This window comes from Nocardiopsis alba (assembly GCF_000710955.1).
GTDB classification, from domain to species: domain Bacteria; phylum Actinomycetota; class Actinomycetes; order Streptosporangiales; family Streptosporangiaceae; genus Nocardiopsis; species Nocardiopsis alba.
Window position 1 is genome coordinate 24874 of record NZ_BAZE01000005.1, and the last position, 19155, is coordinate 44028.

General features: G+C 68.2%; 22 protein-coding genes. 14 read left to right on the forward strand and 8 right to left on the reverse strand.

Annotated elements, in window-relative coordinates; translation table 11 throughout:
• Nucleotides 1–31: 31 nt before the first annotated feature.
• The 3 genes from TR33_RS10755 to TR33_RS10765 form a co-directional block, all read right to left on the reverse strand.
• Nucleotides 32–838 (reverse strand): aminoglycoside phosphotransferase family protein, encoded by an 807-nt coding sequence (locus tag TR33_RS10755; RefSeq protein ID WP_042283224.1) that lies wholly within the window; start codon nucleotides 836–838, stop codon nucleotides 32–34.
• Nucleotides 839–1001: 163 nt separating this feature from the next.
• Entirely contained in the window at nucleotides 1002–1562 is a 561-nt protein-coding gene (locus TR33_RS10760) for a dienelactone hydrolase family protein (protein WP_042282960.1), read from the reverse strand.
• A gap of 51 nt (nucleotides 1563–1613) precedes the next feature.
• Complete coding sequence (locus TR33_RS10765; RefSeq protein ID WP_042282962.1) at nucleotides 1614–2306, reverse strand: haloacid dehalogenase type II; 693 nt, start codon at nucleotides 2304–2306, stop codon at nucleotides 1614–1616.
• A gap of 81 nt (nucleotides 2307–2387) precedes the next feature.
• Here TR33_RS10765 and TR33_RS10770 point away from each other — a divergent pair, with 81 nt between their 5' ends.
• The 4 genes from TR33_RS10770 to TR33_RS10785 all read left to right on the forward strand — a co-directional run bounded on the left by TR33_RS10770 (nucleotide 2388) and on the right by TR33_RS10785 (nucleotide 6857).
• Nucleotides 2388–2942, forward strand: coding sequence for a CGNR zinc finger domain-containing protein (locus tag TR33_RS10770; protein ID WP_042282963.1), 555 nt, complete (start codon nucleotides 2388–2390; stop codon nucleotides 2940–2942).
• A gap of 128 nt (nucleotides 2943–3070) precedes the next feature.
• Nucleotides 3071–4384 carry a PQQ-binding-like beta-propeller repeat protein gene (locus TR33_RS10775; RefSeq protein WP_042282965.1) on the forward strand — a complete coding sequence of 438 codons (1314 nt, stop codon included), beginning with the start codon at nucleotides 3071–3073 and terminating at the stop codon, nucleotides 4382–4384.
• A 106-nt stretch (nucleotides 4385–4490) separates the two neighbouring features.
• The gene (locus tag TR33_RS10780) at nucleotides 4491–5618 is read left to right on the forward strand and encodes a PQQ-binding-like beta-propeller repeat protein (protein ID WP_042282967.1); all 1128 of its coding nucleotides are present in this window, start codon (nucleotides 4491–4493) and stop codon (nucleotides 5616–5618) included.
• Between the two features lie 90 nt (nucleotides 5619–5708).
• Nucleotides 5709–6857 carry a hypothetical protein gene (locus TR33_RS10785; RefSeq protein WP_152472782.1) on the forward strand — a complete coding sequence of 383 codons (1149 nt, stop codon included), beginning with the start codon at nucleotides 5709–5711 and terminating at the stop codon, nucleotides 6855–6857.
• A 13-nt stretch (nucleotides 6858–6870) separates the two neighbouring features.
• Here TR33_RS10785 and TR33_RS27420 read toward each other — a convergent pair whose 3' ends face one another.
• Nucleotides 6871–6996 carry a hypothetical protein gene (locus tag TR33_RS27420; RefSeq protein ID WP_017533591.1) on the reverse strand — a complete coding sequence of 42 codons (126 nt, stop codon included), beginning with the start codon at nucleotides 6994–6996 and terminating at the stop codon, nucleotides 6871–6873.
• 507 nt (nucleotides 6997–7503) lie between these two features.
• On the opposite strand from TR33_RS27420, the gene TR33_RS10790 reads away from it, so the two are divergent.
• From TR33_RS10790 to TR33_RS10800, 3 genes are all read left to right on the forward strand, one after another.
• The gene (locus TR33_RS10790; RefSeq protein ID WP_042282970.1) at nucleotides 7504–7959 is read left to right on the forward strand and encodes a hypothetical protein; all 456 of its coding nucleotides are present in this window, start codon (nucleotides 7504–7506) and stop codon (nucleotides 7957–7959) included.
• An 81-nt stretch (nucleotides 7960–8040) separates the two neighbouring features.
• The gene (locus tag TR33_RS10795; protein ID WP_042282972.1) at nucleotides 8041–9954 is read left to right on the forward strand and encodes a YncE family protein; all 1914 of its coding nucleotides are present in this window, start codon (nucleotides 8041–8043) and stop codon (nucleotides 9952–9954) included.
• A gap of 222 nt (nucleotides 9955–10176) precedes the next feature.
• Nucleotides 10177–10728, forward strand: coding sequence for a hypothetical protein (locus TR33_RS10800; protein ID WP_042282974.1), 552 nt, complete (start codon nucleotides 10177–10179; stop codon nucleotides 10726–10728).
• A gap of 79 nt (nucleotides 10729–10807) precedes the next feature.
• On the opposite strand, the gene TR33_RS10805 is transcribed toward TR33_RS10800, so the two are convergent.
• Complete coding sequence (locus TR33_RS10805; protein ID WP_199806131.1) at nucleotides 10808–11560, reverse strand: SDR family NAD(P)-dependent oxidoreductase; 753 nt, start codon at nucleotides 11558–11560, stop codon at nucleotides 10808–10810.
• Between the two features lie 382 nt (nucleotides 11561–11942).
• On the opposite strand from TR33_RS10805, the gene TR33_RS10810 reads away from it, so the two are divergent.
• Complete coding sequence (locus TR33_RS10810; protein ID WP_042282975.1) at nucleotides 11943–12485, forward strand: NUDIX hydrolase; 543 nt, start codon at nucleotides 11943–11945, stop codon at nucleotides 12483–12485.
• Between the two features lie 422 nt (nucleotides 12486–12907).
• Here the strand turns inward: TR33_RS10810 and TR33_RS10820 are convergent, their stop codons facing one another.
• The 3 genes from TR33_RS10820 to TR33_RS10830 all read right to left on the reverse strand — a co-directional run bounded on the left by TR33_RS10820 (nucleotide 12908) and on the right by TR33_RS10830 (nucleotide 14452).
• Nucleotides 12908–13270 (reverse strand): HU family DNA-binding protein, encoded by a 363-nt coding sequence (locus tag TR33_RS10820; protein ID WP_369386042.1) that lies wholly within the window; start codon nucleotides 13268–13270, stop codon nucleotides 12908–12910.
• Between the two features lie 157 nt (nucleotides 13271–13427).
• Nucleotides 13428–13775, reverse strand: coding sequence for a hypothetical protein (locus TR33_RS10825; RefSeq protein WP_042282978.1), 348 nt, complete (start codon nucleotides 13773–13775; stop codon nucleotides 13428–13430).
• Between the two features lie 113 nt (nucleotides 13776–13888).
• The gene (locus TR33_RS10830) at nucleotides 13889–14452 is read right to left on the reverse strand and encodes an ATP-binding protein (RefSeq protein WP_042282980.1); all 564 of its coding nucleotides are present in this window, start codon (nucleotides 14450–14452) and stop codon (nucleotides 13889–13891) included.
• A gap of 232 nt (nucleotides 14453–14684) precedes the next feature.
• Here TR33_RS10830 and TR33_RS10835 point away from each other — a divergent pair, with 232 nt between their 5' ends.
• From TR33_RS10835 to TR33_RS10855, 6 genes are all read left to right on the forward strand, one after another.
• Nucleotides 14685–15545, forward strand: coding sequence for a helix-turn-helix domain-containing protein (locus tag TR33_RS10835; RefSeq protein WP_084570243.1), 861 nt, complete (start codon nucleotides 14685–14687; stop codon nucleotides 15543–15545).
• On the forward strand, nucleotides 15542–15718 hold the full coding sequence (locus TR33_RS25990; RefSeq protein ID WP_084570244.1) for a DUF397 domain-containing protein: 177 nt from the start codon (nucleotides 15542–15544) through the stop codon (nucleotides 15716–15718). Before TR33_RS10835 ends, TR33_RS25990 begins: the two co-directional genes overlap by 4 nt.
• 240 nt (nucleotides 15719–15958) lie before the next feature.
• Nucleotides 15959–16270: a DUF397 domain-containing protein gene (locus TR33_RS10840; RefSeq protein WP_084570245.1), complete on the forward strand. Its 312-nt coding sequence runs from the start codon at nucleotides 15959–15961 to the stop codon at nucleotides 16268–16270.
• Nucleotides 16271–16439: 169 nt separating this feature from the next.
• Nucleotides 16440–17072: a DJ-1/PfpI family protein gene (locus TR33_RS10845; protein WP_026124830.1), complete on the forward strand. Its 633-nt coding sequence runs from the start codon at nucleotides 16440–16442 to the stop codon at nucleotides 17070–17072.
• A 75-nt stretch (nucleotides 17073–17147) separates the two neighbouring features.
• Entirely contained in the window at nucleotides 17148–18152 is a 1005-nt protein-coding gene (locus TR33_RS10850; protein ID WP_042282982.1) for a threonine aldolase family protein, read from the forward strand.
• Nucleotides 18153–18302: 150 nt separating this feature from the next.
• Complete coding sequence (locus TR33_RS10855; protein ID WP_014908277.1) at nucleotides 18303–19091, forward strand: IclR family transcriptional regulator; 789 nt, start codon at nucleotides 18303–18305, stop codon at nucleotides 19089–19091.
• Nucleotides 19092–19155 lie beyond the last annotated feature (64 nt).

Genomic DNA, 19155 nt, shown 5'->3' on the forward strand with positions numbered 1-19155 from the left:
AACGCGACCCGACGGGACCCCGAGCGGAGGATCAGTCGAGCAGCGCCGCGAGACGCTCGGCCTGCCGATCCACCGTCCCCGGCGGGTTACGCCGCACGCCCTCCGCGTCCCGGCACAACAGCAACAGCCACCCCAGGGCCAGCAGACGACGGCACCCGACGAGCCGTTCGGACTCCGCCGATGTGAGCGAGAACCCCTTCAGAAAGAGATCCACGTCCAAGGGGTGCTCCACCCAGCTCCCCACGTGCTCGACGATCTCCGCCAGCTCGAAGGCCCGATCACTGCGCCCGAAGTCCTCGAAGTCGACCCGCAGGACCCCGGAGCCGTCCCACAGATAGTTGGCGAGATTGCCGTCCCCGGCCCCCAGCACCTGGGAGACCGGGGCCCTGACCGGAAAGTAGGAGAGCCGGTTCAACGCCTCGTCCGTCACCCGGGCCACATGGGGCGCCATACGAGGACGCAGCTCGGCGACCCCGACTCGTACCGACTCCAGGGCCGTCGCCACCTGCCACGGACGCGGGGCGACCTCGGCGAGGACGTCGGCGGGAAGCGCGGTGTGGATCCGCTCCACCGCCTCGGAGAACGCCCGGACCAGTTCCTCCCGCAGAGGTCGGCCGCGCAGCGTCTCACCGTTCAGCCGCGACATCACCACCACCGGCTCCTCGGCGTCCAGATCCGCCCGCAGCGGGGTCGGAGCCGTACCCGGCGCGTACTCGGCGAGCAGGGTGAGCGCCCGCCACTCCCGGGCGCACTCCTCGTGATGACCGCGCCTGAACCGCTTGGTCACCTCTCCCGGGCCGAACCCGATCGTGTGGGTGTTCCACTGGGTGAAGTTCATGCCGCGCTCCTCGTTCCGGTCGATCGTGCCTTCGGTAGCCGATACGACCACCAAGGGCGGGATCGTTCCCGGACGGCGACATCCCAAGCGATTCGAGGACAACGCCGACGAGGGTCCTACTCCGGACGCCCCCCGTACGGATCGAGCGGCGTCGAGGCCCTGCTCAGGCGAGGAGGTCCAGCACCCGGCGCCAGGTCGGCTCGGCCGCCTCCGGGTCGTGGTCGGGGAGGGTGGGGTCGGTGTAGAAGTGCCCGGCTCCCGGATAGCGGAAGACCTCCAGGTCGACGCCGCTCTCCCGGGCCGCCTCGCGCAGAGCCTCGACGTCCTCCGGAGGCGCGAAGTCGTCGGGGTCGGCGGCGTGCAACTGAACCCTGGCGTCCGGGCGCACCGACGCGGGCGGGACGGCGGCGGCGTGCAGCAGGACGACGGCCTCGGCGTCGGGACGCTCGGACCACAGATCGGTGACCACGCCCGTCCCCATCGAGACGCCGATGAGCACGGTCTCCGCCGGCAGGCCCTCGACGGCCCGCCGGGCGCGTTCGATCACCCGCCCCCAGCCGACCCGGTCGAGCAGCCGGAAGCCCTCGTCGAGGGTGGTCGCGACCTCGCCTCCGAAGAGGTCGGGCACGACGACCTCGTGTCCGGCGTTCCGGAGCCGGTCGGCGGCGGAGAGTTCGACCGGTCGCAGACCGAGGATCGAGTGGAACAGTGCGATGTGGGCCATTCCGGCATTGTGTCGCACCGCGCTTCCGGCCCTTCGCGCGAGGCGCCCCGGTCACCCCTCGGTCAGCGCGGCCGCCAGTTCGTCGAGGTTCTCGAAGTGTCCGTCGAAGGTGTCGGAGTCCTGCGGCGGATCCCCGACCGGGCGCCGGACGTAGGTGGTCCGCATCCCCACCGCCTGTGCTCCGCGCAGGTCCCAGGCGTGGGCGGCCACCATGAGCACGCGTTCGGCCGGGCTTCCGGCGACGTCGACGGCGAGCCGGTACACCTCCGGCGCAGGCTTGTACGCCTGGACCTCCTCGGCGGACAGGACCTGATGCCAGCGCAGCCCCGCGTGGGCGTCGAGCCGTAGGAGGGCGGACCGGCTCGCGTTGGACAACCCCAGCACGGGGTAGTGCCGGGCGATCCGGTCCAGGCCGGCCACGGAGTCGCCCCAGGGGAACAGACGCCGGCCGGCCGTGACCAGGTGGGCGACGGCCTCCGGATCGTCGATCCCCGCGTGGTCCGCGACCCGTCGGGCGGCCTCGGCCTCGATGAACTCGGAGTTCGCGTACGGGCGGATCCCCCGGACGACGCGTGCCTGTTCGGTCTCGACGTGGCTCCCCCACAGGGCGAGCAGCTCGTCGACGGTTCCGTCATCGGCCGTCGGCAGCAGCGCGCGGATGTGGGCGCGGAGCCCGCCGGGTTCGTCCACCAGCGTTCCGAGGACGTCGAAGACGACGGCGTCGATGTCGCGGATCTCTGTCACTGTGTCCCCTTACGCGGAAGCGTCACCGGTCGAACCGGTGACGATCTTGTCATCGGCGCCGTAACCGGTCAAGATGGTGACGTGAATTTCTCCTTCGTGAGCGGCGACCCGGCCCTCGACCTGGCGGGCACCGTGGGTTCTCGTCGCAGCACCCCCGTCGACCTTCTGAATACCCCGTCCGACCTGGAACGATGGGTCGCCTCTTGTGAGGGTCTTCCCGACGCGGTCGCCGCCGACCCGGAGGGCCTCGCCTCGGCGCTATCACTGCGCGAGGCGATCTACCGGCTCGCCCTCGACCGGATCGCGGAGAGGCCGTTCACCCCCGACGACCTCGCGGTCCTCAACACGACGGCGGCCGGTCCCCCGCCCACCGTCGAACTCGACGACGAGGGGGTACACGTCTCGGGCACCCTCGCCCAGGCGCTCGCCCAGGTGGCGCGCGGCGCCATCGCCCTGCTCGCCGACCCGGAGATCGCCCTCAAGGAGTGCGGGCGACCCGACTGCACCCGCCTCTACCTCGACCGTTCGCGCGGTGCACGACGGACGTGGTGCGGGATGGACGAGTGCGGCAACCGCATGAAGGCGGCCGCCTACCGGGCCCGCCGCCGCGCCCGAGCCCACCCCGACGCCGGGTAGGTGTGGATACCCGTTCACGGACGGCCGGATTCGGTCGCGCGCGAGAAGACCCCTACGATCGGGACGCCCCGTCCTGCGGGGCCTCCAGCCCGAACCGACGTCCACATTCCTCGATTGGTCCGGTCGATATGAAGAGATTCGCGGCGCCGGCGGCGCTCTCCGCCATCGTCCTGGGAACCTCATGCGGCCTGGTCGAGACGGGCGATGATTCGGGAGACGACGGCTTCCCCGAATATCCGAGGCCCGATTCCGTTTCGGAGGTGACCTGGGAGTGGTCGGCTCCGGAAGGGCTGTCGGTCGCGGAGGTTCTGCCCGTGCCCTCGGGGGCCGCTCTGGCGGTGACCGACGGTGTCATCGTTCTGGACGGGCGCGAGGGTCGGGAGTTGTGGAGTCATCGGGAGTCGGACACCTCGACGCCCGAGGTCGACGTCACCCCCGATGGTGGAACGTTGGTCCTGGATCATCCCTCGTCGCAGGCGGGTTCGGCGACGCTCGATCTTCGAACGGTGGTCCTGGACGCCCGTACCGGTCGGGTGAGGGGCGAGTACGAGCGGACGGGGATCGAGGATCCCGGCCAGGATCCCGTGCAAGGGTACGAACACGCCGGTGTGCTCTCTCGGGAGCATCGGATCCGCTGGGACGAGGCCGAGGGGGCGCTGGTCGCCCACGACCTGGTGAGCGGTGACCAAGCCTGGACGCTGGATGACGACCACGCGTATATGTCGGTGGTCGACGTGGCGGCTTCATCGGAGACCGTCTTCCTACTGGGCGTCGGTTACGACGGCTCGGAGCCTGACGACGGGGAGAACGAGGTGGGGGTCTACGTCACCGCCGTGAACGCTTCCGACGGCGAACCCCTCTGGCGGGAAGGGCATGAGGTGGAGGTCTCCGACTTCGGGTTCCGTATGGAGGTCGACGAGGAGGACGGTTCACTGTCCTTCCTCTCACCCGGCTTCGGGTGGACGATCCTGGACCTGGGGTCCGGCGAGCCCATCTCCACCGATGAGGACGAGGGAGAATGGGATCCGATCCTGGAGAGGGGAAGCCGGGGCGTTCTGCGATCCGACATCTCCACGGACGAGGAATCGGTGTCCTACCACTGGACCGATCTCTCCGGCGAGGTGGAGCGGAGGGTCGACGTCACCGGTCGGCCCGCGGAGAGGGATGTCGTCGCGCCCGTCGATCTGGGTGATCAGATCATCCGGTTGGACTACCTGGTGGAGGACTCCCTGGAGCGGGGTCCGGTCACCTTGGAGGCGATCTCCTGGGACGACGGCACGATCGAGAGCATCCCGCTTGGCTTCGACCTGCGTGGAGGCTCGAGCGACGGTGAGGGTTCCCCGTACAGGCTGGGCGCCCCTCCCGGTCTGACCGTGGTCCCCGGGGCCGTGGTGGTCGGTGAACGCGCCTCCGTCACGCAGCACCTGATCGGAATCGGCTGACCGATCATCGCGGATCCGAACCACGACAGCGCATCCCGGCCGGAGGGACGAAGGCCGGGGCCAAGACCCGAAGCCCCTGGAACAGAGCACCCTGGAACCCCTGGATATGACCTCGAAGTTCACGATCCCCTCGTTCATCGCCGTCACCGTTCTTCTCGTCGCCCTTCTCGGAGTCGCCCTGGGGGTGTTGCCGGCCTATCTGGCCGGGAAGTTCGAGTCGTCGGGCCATGAGGTTCCGGAGTGGCTGATCCCGGGCGACGCGGACGCGGTGGTCGAACTCCTGGAGGACGATCCTCGAGGTCCGGTGCGGGAGCTCTCGACCACGAACGACGGTGTGCTGGTGGTCTTCGACGAGGGGGTCGCCTTGTTCGGCACCGCCCCCGTCGTCGAGGTGTGGAGCCGACACGACCTGGGCGGGGCGACGGCCGCCGGGGTGACCGCGGACAGGGAACGGGTGGTGGTGGCCTACGAGGGCTCGGCCCTGCTGTCCGGTCGCACGCGATGGCTCGTGCTCGAAGCCGACACCGGGAAGGTCGTCGACGCGCACTGGACCGCGGAGGCCCCTCGGGACGTGGTGTCCGTACTGACGGCCGAGGCCAGGATCGTGCTCTCCGACGACGGACGGATCGAGGCCAGGTCGCTGGGCAAGGACCGGGAACTGTGGAGCCACGTCCTGGGCTGCGAGAGCATCGAGGTCGCGGCCGTGGGGGCACGGGTGACCGTGGTGGGTGTCTGCGGGGACGAGGTGCGGTCGGTGGAGTTGTCCGCCGGCACCGGCACGGTGTTGGAGAGCCGTTCCTGGCCCGGCACCGAGACGCCCGAACTGCTCGCTCTCACGCCCACGACGATCCCGGGCGGCGCCGACGATCCGGTGGAGCGACTGTTGGACGGCGAGTGGACCCAGGGCTATCTGGACCTCGGTGACGTCCTGGGCGAGGCCGACTACCTGCCTCCTCGGGTGGAGGAGGGCCGAGCGCCGGCCCGTCTTCTCCTGATCGAGGACCCCCAGGACGCCCGGAACCGGTTCGCCCTGGAGATCGCCGGGCTCCTCCTGGAGCGGGGGACGATCGATCCGGAGGCCCTCGAAGAGGCGGGTCTCCTGGTCGACGGGGCGCTTCCCGACACCCTCCAGGGGTGGGACACCGGTGTGGATCTCCAGAGCGCGCGGCTGCACGACCTGCTCACCGAGGTGGTGGCCGAGCAGGGCTCACCGTGGGAGGACCTCGATCGCTGACGGGCCCCGGGGAGAGCGCTCCCCCGCCCCATATCCGTGATCGTCAGGCTGCTCGCCGTACGATCCCCCGACGCCGAAGGTCTCCCCCGTATGTCTCGTCTGCCGGCCCTGGCCCTGGGGCTCTCGATCGTTCTCGTCGTCGGATGCGCTCCCCCCGTCGAGCCGAGGTTCAGCGAGTCGGCGTCGAGCGGTACACACCCCGCCTGGACCCGGGAGGACCTGGACGCGGTCGTCACCTACGCCGAGGAGGACGGCCACGGCCCGGTCCAGGACACGTCGATCTCCCGCCACGGGGTCGTCGTGGTCTTCACTGAGACGGTGATCTCCTACGGGGTGGATCCGGTACGGCGGGTCTGGCGGCACGACCTTCCCGGGGAGGTCGTGGCCACGGCGCTCTCACCCGGCGGCGACGTTCTCCTGGTCCGGCACCGGGACGACATCGGGCCCTTCGGCAGGGAACGGCTTCTCCTGGTGGACACCGCACGGGGCCGTGTCTCGGTCTCGGAGACCGTCGACGCTCTGGAGGAAACGGCCGAGATACGACTCGCCGCTGAAGAGCAACAGGTGACCCTCGCGGACGGACTGGTGGAGGTGAGCACTCCCCCGTTCAAGGAACCGGACTGGACCGTGGACCTCGATGAGGCCTGCGAGGAGGGTAGAGCCCGAGAGATCGCGTTGGCCTCCCACACTTCGACCGTGCTCTCGGCCCACGGCTGCGAGGGCGAGGACGCCGCCCATGTACGCGCGTTGCGCACCGAGAGCGGAACGGTGTTCTGGGAACAGCGTTGGGAAGGGGCCGAGCCGCCCCGGCTCCATTCACTCTCCTCTGAGCAGGTGACCGGTGTCGACGGGGACTCTCTGACCCTCCTGTTCGGCGAGGGCACCATCGGGGACTCCCTGTTCATCGACGCGCGAACGGGCTCCATACCGGCCGAGGTCGCGCCTTGGTCCCAGGTCCCGGAGCTGTCCTCCCATCTGGAGGCACCGCTCCAGGACTCGGAGGCCGCTCCGAAGGAGATCGTTCTCTTCGATCCTCTGCCGCGGGAGGGGCGTGGCCGCCTGTACCTGGCCGCCGCGCGAGCGCTGATCGACGATGAGGAGTCACCGGTCGCCCTCGAGGATCTCGACGAGAGCCTGCTCATCGATGGTGAGCTCATGGAGCACCTCGGCCAGTGGGGTGACAGTCCGGATCTGATGTTCGGGAGGCTGGAGAACAGTCTGAACGAGGCCTTGGGGTAAGGGCCCTCCCCTCCTACCCGGCCACCGCGACCGTGCTCCGCACGGCGGTGGGGTCCTCCAGCACGTCCAGCATCGCCCGCGCCAGGTCGGCCCGTCCTGCCTCGGCACCCGTCCCCCGCGCGCATCCCCTCATCGCCATACCGCTCCGATCTGAATTCCAGGATCGGCGCTTCCCGATTTCGAATCGAACCGCTGAAATTCCCACGCGGCCCCAGAGAAGAACTTTCTGGGCGAGTGTCTTATTTCAGACTTTCCAGACCACTTGCGAGATTCCCCGACTTTAACCGGGAAACCGCATGCCGAACCCGAGTGAATCCTTCACCATGGGGGTATGGACGGACGCGGATCCGTCACCTCTCGTCCCATGGCGGAAGGAGCCGCGAACACCCCCGCACGGAACATGGCGCATGGCCTCCCTCGGCGAACATGACGCGCCCCTGAAACCCCTCACCCCCGACCACTGACCTCTTCCGGGCGAAGGCGCCCTTCCTCTGGCACCCCCTTGCCTTTTTCAGGAAAACCGCGCCCACCCGAGCGATAACGGCCGGTCCGCACCCATGCCCGAAGAGCGAAGGAGAGCCATTAATCGAAGAACCTCGCAAAAGAATCCGACCCCCGAGATCCGAAACGGAGCGAAGGCAGGGACATGACCTTCAAGAACATCTTCGGCAATGGAGAGAACGAGGCCCGAGCCGCCGAGGAGTCCTCTCGGAACGTGCACGAGAAGATCCCCGGCGCCCGCCCCGAGTGGGAGGGGGTCGACCCCGAACTCCTCGAAGGGATCCCCGAGGTCGAGCGCGACCCCAAGCTCGTGCGCGAGACCTCGCCCGAGGCACTGGCGATCCTGAACGGCTTCGTCACCCCCCTGTTCCAGAACACGCAGACGGCCGCCTCCACACAGCAGGACGCCAGTGAGGACCCCGCCTCGACGAGCGATATGGCCTCCGGCGCCAAGGACAAGGCGTTCGAGGACGTCGAGGTGGAGATCGACGAGAAGGACCGGCCCGATATCGACGCGGAGGAGCGGGAGCGACTGAAGAACGACAACTACGAATCGACGAAGAACGTGCAGGGGTTCGACCGTAAACCTCCGAAGGAATGACCCCATGGGCGGTTCTCCCACCGCACCCTCCGATTCCGATAGCGAAGACCCCGAGTTCCACATACGAGGAGGACGAAGAACATGGGCGGCCCCACGAAGAACCATGTGAGCACGACTCACCTGGGCGAACGGTTCATCCGCCACCCGTTGACGGGAAGGAATCTGAAGGAACTCGATATCGCCGCCAAGGCCCCCGTCATTCTGGAGAGGGACAAGGAGAAGCTGAAGCGCAAGGCCGAGAAGAGGACGTCCGACGGTAAGGACCGCTACGTCTATCCCACCGGCTTCTCCCTCAACAAGGGAAGGTTCGGCGATTTCCCCACCCGCGAGGAGACCGCCCATCAACGCGGGTGGCGCGCCTATATGACGGTGGGCGTGCCCCTGGTCGAGGAGCGCGGCGACATCACGCAGCCGCCGCCCGACGTCGTCTCCAAGCAGACCTACATCAACCGGACCGACCCCACCCCCACGACGTGGTCGCACACGGTCGAGTTCTCGATCTCGAACACCATCAGCTGGTCGCTCCAAGGACAGGTGCAGCTCACCTTCGGCGCGAAGACCACCGCCTCTCTACAGCAGCAGTTGCAGAAGAGCATGGCGATGACCAACTCCCAGAAGACCACCCTGAAGAACAGCAAGGACAACCAGGGTGTCGACATGGAGTCCCAGTCCCAGTCGACGAGCACGACCACGGCCACGAGCACCGCGACGGGCACCGGAGAGCTGTCGGCCCAGCTCATGCTCGGGATCACCGGCTCGGTCAGTGGTTCGCTGACCACCGGGTTCAAGACGTCGTCGACGCTGAACGGCGAGGTCGGCAGTCGGGTCGACGTCCTGGCCACGCAGCGGCGCCAGGTGCGGAGGTTCGACTACGAGTTCCCCATCTCCTTCGGCGGCTGGGTCGCGCTGCACTACCCCGAACCGGTCGAGGTCAAGGAGGTCGAACCGAACGGTCCACAGGCCAAGGAGCCGAAATACTCCAGGGTGCTCGCCTGGAAGCTCGGCGAGACCGGCCCGGACACGGAATCCTTCGACCTGACCGACGACGGCAAGCCCTTCATGCAGAAGGGCGAGGCCGAGGTCGTCTCCACCCTGGCCGGTGAGCACGAGGTCTTCGAGCTGGAGAACCTCGTGTTCGAGGAGAAGCACCACCCCCTCCACAAGGAGGACGCCACGGAGCCGGTGGCGCCGAGGGCCGCACCCGTCGAGATCGCCACCGGCCTGGGCACGGCCGAGGGGCTGGCCCTGGACCTGGAGAACCGGAAGGCCTACGTCGTCGAACGCCCCGGAGGCAACCGGGGGCGGCTGTACAAGGTGGACCTCGACAGCGGGGCCGTGGAACGGATCGCGGAGAACCTGGGCGACACCAACGACGTGGCCCTGGACAAGGCCGGGGGCAAGGCCTACGTCACCGACTACGGCGGACGCCTGCTCACGGTGGATCTGTCAGACCCCTCGGCCGCTCCGGTCGTGGTCGCCGAGAAGATCCGGGCCTACGGTGTGGCGCTGGACCTGCCGAACCACAGGATCTACGTGAGCGACTACTCGGCCGGAAAGCTGGTCGAACTGGATCTGAGCGGCGGGTCCGCCGAACAGCGCCGCAGCTGGCCGGTGCGGAACGCCGCCGGGGTGGCGCTGGTCGGGGACAAGGCCTACGTCGGCCAGCACGGCAGAGGCGAGTTCTACGAGATCGACCTGGCGGCGGAGGGCGAGGAACCTCCGCGGGAGGTGGCCTCGGCTCTGGGGCAGAGCGTTCGTGTGGCGTTGGACGGAGAGAGCACCGCCTATGTCTCCGACCCGGGTGGCAGCCGGTTGCACGAGATCGTGCTGGCCGAAGGTGCGGCCAAAGGGCACCAGCGCGTGGTGGTCGACGGCATCGGCTCGATCTGCGGCGTCGCCCTGGACCGTGACGAGGACCTGGTCTACCTCACCACCCGCGAGGGCAGGCTGTTGAAGGCCTCCGGGGTGTTGAAGGATCCCTCCGCGGAGGCGTAGCGAGGGAACGTGATCCGGACCGGTCGTCGCGAGGGTTTCGGGGCGGCCGGTCCGGCACCGTGATCGGGTTCCTTTTCGACGGTGTCGCCCCCTCTCGTACCGATCTCCTAGCAGGGGCAGAGCACAGGATGATCACAAAGAGGAGCCATATCGATACTCTGAGCACTCGCGCGGCCGTGACCCCGACGGCCGACGCTCCTCTCAAGATCGGAAGGATCCCTCATGCTGCCCTCCGTCGGCGACGAGATCGTCTACACCCTGCGCGCCGAAGACGTCGCCTTCTCCTACCTCGACACATGGATGTACCTCGACTTCGAAGGCGAGGTACGCCAGACGGTCGAAGCCGTCCCCGAGGACCTGGGAGAGAACAACGATCCCGATGACCCCGAGAGCTACATCCGCCTCAGGACGGACTCTCTGTCCCTGAAGGGCGAACGCGACGGGGCCCACCATGTCTCCCTCGACCTCGCCGGCGGAGCCTCCGAGTTCGAGAGCCGTCTACTGGTGGAGCAGATATCGCCGCCCCGGTTCATGCACCGGAGCCTCCTGCTCCTCAAGGCCAGGGTCCACACGAAGGACGGCACCGTCGAGTTCGAGGCGGACACGCCGCTGCTCCTCGACGGCCTGATCACCCGGTTCCCGCCGGAGGACGACCACTACAGGGCCGCCGACTCCGTGAACTTCAGCGGCCCCGACGAGCGGGACGACCCGTACGGCCTGTACAAGACCCCGGCCGTCCTGGACAGGTTCCAGGGCAGGATGAGCGCGAAGTAGGCAAGGGCACCGGTACCGAAGGAGGGGTCCGACGAATGAACGTTCGGACCTCTCACTGGGATTCAGTACCCGAGGGCGGTCACAACGCGTGCCCGCCGGCGACCTGAAGAACCTGACCGGTCACCCATCGTGCCTGATGAGAGGCCAGATAGACCACGGCGTCGGCGATGTCCTCCGGATCTCCGGCACGGCCCATCGGCACGATCTCCTCCACACGGGCGAGGATATCGTCATCCATCCAGCCGGTCTGGACAGGGCCGGGCGCGATGGCGTTCACGCGCACACCACGCGCCGCCAGGTCCAGCGCCGTGGAACGGGTGAGTGCCTCCAGCGCGCCCTTGGAGGTTCCGTAGCCGGTCTGCCCCGGGAAGGCACGGGCGGCGTCGGTCGTGATGTTGACGACGCACAAAGGGGTGTCGCCTCGACGGAGCCGGACCGCTTCGGCCGTGAGGACCGCGGGGGCGATGGCGTTCACTCGATAATGACGCTCCAACGAGGCGTGGGTCAGGGTGTCGATGTCATTCGGCAACTCGCAGTGGGCCGCGTTGTTGACCAGGACGTTGATCGCCCCGGCCCCCTCGACGACCTCTCGCAGCAACCGGACCGGACCCTCCGGTTCGGAGAGGTCGGCGCTGACCGCGAAGGAGCCGTTGCCGAGCTCTTCCGCGAGCCGCGCCGCCTCACCCTCGGCCGGGGTGACATGAGCCCATTCGATGCCGGCCGGGCTGGACGGGTCCTGGGCCAGGTAGTGGATCGCCACGCGTGCGCCCTGCGCGGCGAACGCGCGGGCGATGGCCGCGCCGACGTTCCCAGAACCGCCGGTGACCAGCACGGTCCGGCCCGCGAGGCGGGGGTCGATCTTCGTCTCTCCTCGGTAGTGGTTCCGTGGGTCGGGTGGTGAACGTCCCCGGAAGGAGCCCTTTTGTCTCCGGTGACGCACGTTTTCCACGATCCTCGCCCGCCCCGAGGGGCGGGGCAATCGAATATCCATGACGGCCGGCGGGCACGCGGGAGAGAACCGCCCACCGGTCGCTTCCGGCCCGGAGCCCCTCATGGAATGCGGAGGCGAAGGGCACCCCGCCTCCCGTAAGGCCGGGGGCTACGCGGCGGGACTCTCCAGGACCGGCCGCCCTAGGGGATGGGTGCGCTGAGGATCTCCCATTCGAGGGCTGTGGTTGGGTGGGGGCACGTGTCGCCGATGTCGGGGAGTAGCCGTGCGCTGGACCGTCCACTCCGAGGAAGAGCTCTACCGGGACCGGTGGCTGGACATTCGGGTCGCGGACGTGGAGATCAGCGGTGGCCGTCACCTGGAGCACCGGCTCATACGCTCCTCGCCCGGGGCCGGCGCGGTCGTGATGAACGATCACGGCGCCGTGTTGTTGGAGTGGCGGCACCGGTTCATCACCGATACCTGGGGCTACGAGATCCCCATCGGCGGTATCGACGACGGTGAGGCCCCCGAGGAGGCGTCGGCTCGCGAGGTGGAGGAGGAAACGGGCTGGCGTCCGGGGCCTCTGTACCCGCTGGTGTACGTCCAGCCGACTCCGGGGATCTCGGACTCGGAGCACCACATCTTCTTCGCCGACTCCGCCGAGCACATCGGTGATCCCCTGGAGGACTGGGAATCCGAGCGTATCGAGTGGGTGCCTCTCGCCGATGTCCCGAAACTCGTGGCGGAACGGAAGCTGGTCAGCGGCACGACGATGACGGCGTTGCTGTACCTGTACGGAGTGGGCCGTCCGGCGGCGCGGAGCTGAGACGGGTCGACCTACGCTCTTCGGACGGTTCGCCCTCCGGCAGCAGGACGTGCGAGCACCGGACCACCCGTAAAGCGGTGGCCGTGGGCCGGACGGCGCGCGGCGGGAGTGAGCGGGCGCCGTCCGACCTCGTCCTTCCCCGGCCATCCCCGCATGCGCGAGGAACAGGCACCCGCTTGCTCTCCGTCCGGCTGAACGATCGGGCCATCTCCACGGGTGCGGGGAACGGGTACGCCCTCTAGGGAGTGTTTTTTGGATGCTTTCGCTGGGCATCGGCGGAGCCGATCCTCGGCGAGCGGCCGCCGGGCGATCTCTCGCCAGACGACGAGCGAAGGTCAGCCCGGGTTTGGCTGTCCGAGTGATGTCGGCGCCGCGAGAGGAAGCCCGGCCACGCGAGCGCGGAATGATCCAAAAAACACGACCTAGTTGACGGCGTCCTTGAGGCCCTTGCCCGCCTTGAAGGAGGGCACCTTCGCCGCGGGGATCTTGATGGCGGCACCCGTGGAGGGGTTGCGGCCGGTCCGCTCAGCACGCTCCTTGACGCTGAAGGTGCCGAAGCCGACGAGGACCACGTCGTCGCCCTGTCGAAGGGCCCCGGTCACCGAGTCGACGAACGCGTCCAAGGCCTTGCCGGCGACGGCCTTGGGTATGTCGGCCGAGGCCGCGATGTTGTCGATGATCTCGCTCTTGTTCATGTGATCCCCCTGGACGAGGCAGCCGTATGCGTACGGCTCATACTGGCGCTTTCGACCCTCACGCGGGGGCCGAACGCTCACATCGCTCACGCCGATTTCCTGAGGTCATCCCGGGGATACACGAAAACGAACATCACCTTTATGTCGTAGATTTACCTCTTGTCCGATTTGAGCCGAACGAAAAGCCGGCAGGCGGGCCGAGAAGGTGAGAGGGTCACCCTCGCTCTTCACGAGGGCGACCCTCGGTTCATGCGGCCCGGGCGAAGCGACCCCGACGGATCCACAGCAGAGCCAGCAGATGGTCGAGGGTTTCGGCCTCCATCATCCCGGTGGATGTCGCCACCCAGAACGACTGGGTCGCCTCCCCGAACCAGACGACCACCCCCGGATGGTGCGCCTGGATCCGGGCGGCCTGATCGTGCTCGTGCGCGAACTCGGCACGGTGTCCGCCCAGGCGAGGCAGGGTCTGAGCCCGATGGGTGCGACAGGTGCGGTGCGCGCAGGAGGCGCAGGCCGGGCCCGGGGCCCGAGAAGGAGCCGAGAAGTTCGGTCGATGGTCGGCCGGATTACGCGGAGCGGGGATAGGATGCGTCATCGATCCTGCTTTCTTGGGTGGAAGTCGGGTTCGTTCGGGCTCGGAAGACGTTGCAGCGTCTCGCCGAGCCCTTTTTCATGGGTACGCCGGTCCCACGGCGCGAAGAGCTGCGGCTAAAGGTGGTTCCAAGCGCTGTCCCGGAGGTCGTAGGCCAGGAAGAACCACACCTTGCGGTAGCCGGCGCGCCCGTCGTCACCCCAGCGGGTGGACAGGGCGTCGACCATCGCCAGACCGCGTCCGGCGTCGCTCTCGGGGTCGAGTCCGCCCGGGTCGGGCGCCAGGTAGCGGCGTTCGTGGCGGTCGAGGCTGCGCCAGAGCGAGCGGTCGCCGTCGTCCCGGCAGGTGAGGGTGATGCCGTCCCGGTGGCGTTCGGCCAGCAGGGAGTAGGTGTTGCCGGGCAGCCCGGAGTCGGAGTGTTTGAGGGCGTTGGTGGCCAGTTCGGTGCCCAACAGGGTGAACAGGTACCGGAACTCGTCGTCGCGGTGGGCGGTCAGGGTGTTCAGGTAGGCGCGGACCAGCGGAAGGAAGCGCCCCGAGGGGCCGAAGTCGTAGCGGCGGATCCGGTAGGAGGCGTCATCGGCACGGCAGGTGAAGTAGTGCCGCTGGTAGGGGTGGACCAGCTCGTTGAGCGGGAGGGTCACCTCGGGCAGGACCGGCATACGAGCGAGCGAAGGCATGACGAACAGACTCCTTGACATGGCAGAGCACGGTTGGGGGTGAAGCCGAGATGCCCGTTGGAGGATTCACGGTTCCCGTGACACACGGAACGGGCCGGTCATAGCCTGACCAGGAAGGACTTGAGAGCTTCTGCAAGGCAGCAGCCCTGGCTACGTCTCCATAGTGAAACTGAGACTCTCAGTTGTCAACGAATAGCTGAGAATCAGAGAAGAAATTGCTAGGTTGTCCCTTATGCACCGGCCCTACAGCCCGACTATCCGTCGGCGTCGCCTTGGTTTCGAACTTCGACGTCTGAGAGAGGAGCATGGACTCACCTTGGACGCAGCAGCCAAGAGCTCAGGGGTACCCCGAGCTACCGTTGGCAAAATCGAAACGGCTGAATCGCGACGAACACGGACTCGCGATCTCGACGCACTCGCCGACCTCTACGAGGTAGACCGGGATACAAGAGAAGCCCTTCACCGCCTCTCCCGAGAGTCGAAGGAGAAGGGGTGGTGGTCCAGGTACAAGGATGTCTTTGAGGCCACGGGGCTACCGGCGTTCGAGGTAGAAGCATCGCTCATCAGGACCTACGAAGCTCAGGTGGTTCCTGGGCTGCTACAGACTCCGGAGTACACTCGCGCAGTCTTCACCGGCACCAACACCTACGCCGAAGCGGAAATCCAACGCCATGTAGAAGCTCGAATGGAGCGACAAGGCATCCTGGCACGCTTCTATCCACCTGAGTACGCAGCGATCATCGACGAAGCAGCCTTACGGCGCCCAGCAGGGTCCTGCGCAGTGATGCGTGAACAGATCGATCATCTTGCTCACATGGCCACTCGACCCAACATCTCCATCCATGTACTGCCGTTCTCCGCAGGGATGCACGCCGCGAACCTCGGAGGCTTCCAGATCATGGAGTTCAGCGAGCTCACAGACCCCACCGTGTGTTTCGCTGAGATCCCCACGGCCGGACTCTTCCTCGAAGAAGAGAACGAGGTACGACGCTACGATGCCCTCTGGCGAGAAGCCCACAACGCGTCTTTGACAGCATCTCAGAGCATAGACTTCCTCCAAGAAGTAGCAGCGTCTCTAGAGGATGAAACGTGACAGATCTCGACTTCCGCAAGAGCAGCTACAGCGGAGCCGGCCAGAACTGCGTCGAGGTCGCCGACCTCCCCTCCGCCGCCGCGATCCGGGACTCCAAGCACCCCGAGAACGGCCACCTCACCTTCTCCACCACCGAGTGGGCCGCCTTCCTCACCACCTCCCTCACCCGCTGACCCCGCCGTTCGACCACCCGGGTGACCGCCCTCAGGCCACCCGGGTCCTTGCTGCGCCCTCGCCCCTCCGTTCCGCCATCACCGGGTCGGCTCAACGGTGATGTGGCCGTCTCGCACTCTTGACAGGCCGTGAGGGTCGATCAGAGTGGAGATGGCCGCGGCGACCCTCAGGACCGGCTTTCCCCACCCCGCCCGATCCGTACGAGACGCCGTGAATCCCCTGAAGCCCGAGGAGAGCCCATGGTGAACAGCGCACTCGTCTTCCGGAAGAGCAGCCACAGCGGCCGAGACCAGAACTGTGTGGAGGTCGCTCAGATCCCGACGACCTTCCGGAAGAGCAGCTACAGCGGTCGTGGGCAGGACTGCGTCGAAGTCGCACACCTGCCCACGGACTTCCGCAAGAGCAGCCACAGTGCCCAAGGCCAGAACTGTGTCGAGGTCGCCGGTCTCCCTTCCGCCGCCGCGATCCGCGACTCCAAGCACCCCGACGCCGGCCATCTCCCCTTCCCCGCCGCCGAGTGGTCCGTGTTCCTGCGCGCCGCGCGCGGGTAGGGGTCCCACCGCCCTCTCCCCCGCCGGCATTCGTTCATCACGGTCTCCGGGCGGGCAGAACGGTTTTTTCGCGGCGACGACGAATAAAACCGGAAGCCCACGGTGCGAACTCCGGAAGTCGTGCTTCCGTAAATTGACACCCCCGCCTCCCACCCTCCAACCTCATGCCATGAACGCTGACCTGCGCGCCCCCCTGCACCTCGCCGTCCATGACCAGATGGCCGACTGGCAGTTCGGCCACGCGACCGCACACGTGCGCACGGGACCGGGCCCGCACGAGTTCGGACACCGTGATGTCGTCACCGTGGGTCTCACCGGCTCCGCGGTGACGACGGCGGGCGGTCTGACCGTCCTGCCCGATATCTCCCTGCCACGGCTCAAGCCCTCCCAGAGCGCGATGCTCCTGTTGGTGGGTTCCCCTCAGTGGGAGGACTCCCCCGACTCGCTGGCCCCGCTGGCCTCGGCCGCGGGCATCTTCCTGGACGCCGGGGTCCCGGTGGCGGCGATCGGCTCCGCCACGGTGGGCCTGGCCCGGGAGGGCCTGTTGGACTACCGGGACCACACGGGGCTCGACCCCGCCGAGCTGTTGGCCACCGGTTACGCGGGCGGGCACCGCTACCGCGCCGATCCGGTGGTCTCCGACGGCGATCTGCTGACGGCCGGACCCAGCGCGCCGCTGGCCTTCGCCCGGGAGATCCTCCTGGCGCTGGGCGACCATTCGACCCGTGAGCTGGACTCCTGGTACCTGGAGCAGGGCGGCTACCAGGAGGACGCCTGGGCGTTCCTCACCGACGAGGGCTGACCTCCCGGCCTCCCGTCCGGGGACCCGCGCGCAGTATCGTCGTGCCGACGTCCCCTTCACCACTCGGGAGCACCCATGATCGACCTGCGTTCGGACACCCTGACCCGCCCGACCGAGGAGATGCGCCGGGCGATGGCGAGCGCGGAGGTCGGCGACGACGTGTGGGGCGAGGACCCCACGGTCCGTGCGCTGGAGGAGGAGACGGCCGCCCTGTTGGGCCGGGAGGCCGCCCTGTACGTCCCCTCCGGCCACATGGCCAACCAGTTGGGGCTGTACGTGTCGACCCGCAGCGGCGAGGAGGTGTGGGCGCACGAACACCACCATCTGATCGGCGACGAGCAGGGCGCGGCCGTGGTCCTGTCCCGTGTGCTCCCCCGCCTGTACTCGGGCGATCCGTTCCCGCCGCAGGAGCTGCTGGAGAAGTGGATCACCGGCCTGGGAGACGTGCACCGGGCCGATCCGGCGCTGCTGTGGCTGGAGAACACCTTCACCGGCCGGGTCGTGCCGTTGGAGGAGCAGCGTCGGGTGACGGACTTCGCCCATGAACACGGTCTGCTCGCCCATCTGGACGGGGCCCGGCTGTGGAACGCCGCCATCGAGCTGGGGGTGGACCCGGCCCGTGTGGCGGAGGGCTTCGACACGGTGTCGGTGTGCTTCTCCAAAGGCCTGGGCGCCCCGGTGGGGTCGGCCCTGGTGGGCGACGTGGACACGATCCGGCGGGCCCGGCGGGGCCGCAAGCTGTTGGGCGCGGGGATGCGCCAGGCGGGGATCATCGCGGCGGGCGCCCTGCACGCGCTGCGCCATCACCGGGAGCGGCTGGCGGAGGACCACGCGCGGGCCGCCGTGTTGGCCGAGCGGCTGAGCGGTCTGCCGGGGCTGGAGGCGGTGGCGCGGACCAATATGGTGCTGCTGACCACCGCCGAGGGCGAGGCCGCGCGTTACGCGGAGGCCTTCGCCGAGGAGGGCGTGCGTGCGCTGGGCGGCGGCGATCGGATCCGGATGGTGCTGAGCCTGGAGGTCACCGACAGCGACGTCGAGAAGGCCGCCGAGGCGATCACCCGTGCCGTGTCCCGGTTGTGACGACGGGCGAGATCCCAGGTCAGGGCGGTGGCCCGTCGGTAGACTTCGCCGTACGCGCGTGGGTCCCGGGATCCGATCGGTGTCGAGCGTCACATCGCGTAGTAGCATTTGGCGTATGACATTGTCGTACTAGAGAGTGGTAGCACCGCAATGCCGGGAAGAATCCAGTCCATCGAACGCGCCGCCGCGATCCTGCGGCTCCTGGCCAGTGGCGCCCGGGGACTGAGCCTGGCCGAGATCTCACGCTCCCTGGAACTGCCCAAGGGCACGGTCCTGGGCATCCTGCGCACCCTCCAGCACGTGGGGTTCGTGGAGCAGGACCCCGAGTCGGGCCGCTACCGGTTGGGCGGGGGCATGCTGAGCCTGGGCACCCGTTACCTGGACGGCAACGAACTGCGCACCCGCGCCCTGAACTGGGCGGACACCCTCGCTTCCCGGAGCGGTGAGAGTGTGCGGATCGGCACACTGCACAAGCATCAGGTCCTGGTGGTGCACCACGTCTTCCGCCCCGACTCCACCCGCCAGACCCTGGACGTGGGCACCCTGCTGCCCCTGCACGCGACGGCGTTGGGCAAGGTCCTGATGGCCTTCGACCCCTTGGCGGTCCCGGAGGAGGTCTCCTCGGTGGAGACCGACGCCCCCGTGGAGCTCACCTCCTTCACCCGGCACACGGTGACGTCGATGGCGGCCGTGGAACGGCAGCTGGACGGGATCCGGGAGAACGGCTGGGGCTGGGAGGCCGAGGAACTGGTCGACGGCGAGGTGTCGATCGCCGCGCCGATCCGCGACCGACGCGGGGTCACCGTGGGCGCGATCGGGGTGCGCGGCGCGGTCGAGCGGCTGCGCGACGCCTCCGGGAACCCCGACATGGAGCAGGTCTCGTACGTGCGCGACGCCGCCCGCGCCGTCTCCCGCGACCTCGGCGCCACTCCCTACTGACCCTCCGCCGCAGGGTTCGGTGACGCAAAACCCGCACCACCTCGGGGTCATGCCCGGAGTGGTG

Coding starts and splice junctions, on each gene's coding strand:
- TR33_RS27420 (WP_017533591.1), bottom strand. CDS start 6,996: ATGGCGATGAGGGGATGCGCGCGGGGGACGGGTGCCGAGGCAGGACGG.
- TR33_RS10760 (WP_042282960.1), bottom strand. CDS start 1,562: ATGGCCCACATCGCACTGTTCCACTCGATCCTCGGTCTGCGACCGGTC.
- TR33_RS10845 (WP_026124830.1), top strand. CDS start 16,440: ATGAACGCTGACCTGCGCGCCCCCCTGCACCTCGCCGTCCATGACCAG.
- TR33_RS10800 (WP_042282974.1), top strand. CDS start 10,177: ATGCTGCCCTCCGTCGGCGACGAGATCGTCTACACCCTGCGCGCCGAA.
- TR33_RS10825 (WP_042282978.1), bottom strand. CDS start 13,775: ATGACGCATCCTATCCCCGCTCCGCGTAATCCGGCCGACCATCGACCG.
- TR33_RS10835 (WP_084570243.1), top strand. CDS start 14,685: ATGCACCGGCCCTACAGCCCGACTATCCGTCGGCGTCGCCTTGGTTTC.
- TR33_RS10775 (WP_042282965.1), top strand. CDS start 3,071: ATGAAGAGATTCGCGGCGCCGGCGGCGCTCTCCGCCATCGTCCTGGGA.
- TR33_RS10790 (WP_042282970.1), top strand. CDS start 7,504: ATGACCTTCAAGAACATCTTCGGCAATGGAGAGAACGAGGCCCGAGCC.
- TR33_RS10785 (WP_152472782.1), top strand. CDS start 5,709: ATGTCTCGTCTGCCGGCCCTGGCCCTGGGGCTCTCGATCGTTCTCGTC.
- TR33_RS10795 (WP_042282972.1), top strand. CDS start 8,041: ATGGGCGGCCCCACGAAGAACCATGTGAGCACGACTCACCTGGGCGAA.
- TR33_RS10755 (WP_042283224.1), bottom strand. CDS start 838: ATGAACTTCACCCAGTGGAACACCCACACGATCGGGTTCGGCCCGGGA.
- TR33_RS10850 (WP_042282982.1), top strand. CDS start 17,148: ATGATCGACCTGCGTTCGGACACCCTGACCCGCCCGACCGAGGAGATG.
- TR33_RS10855 (WP_014908277.1), top strand. CDS start 18,303: ATGCCGGGAAGAATCCAGTCCATCGAACGCGCCGCCGCGATCCTGCGG.
- TR33_RS10780 (WP_042282967.1), top strand. CDS start 4,491: ATGACCTCGAAGTTCACGATCCCCTCGTTCATCGCCGTCACCGTTCTT.
- TR33_RS10830 (WP_042282980.1), bottom strand. CDS start 14,452: ATGCCTTCGCTCGCTCGTATGCCGGTCCTGCCCGAGGTGACCCTCCCG.
- TR33_RS10840 (WP_084570245.1), top strand. CDS start 15,959: ATGGTGAACAGCGCACTCGTCTTCCGGAAGAGCAGCCACAGCGGCCGA.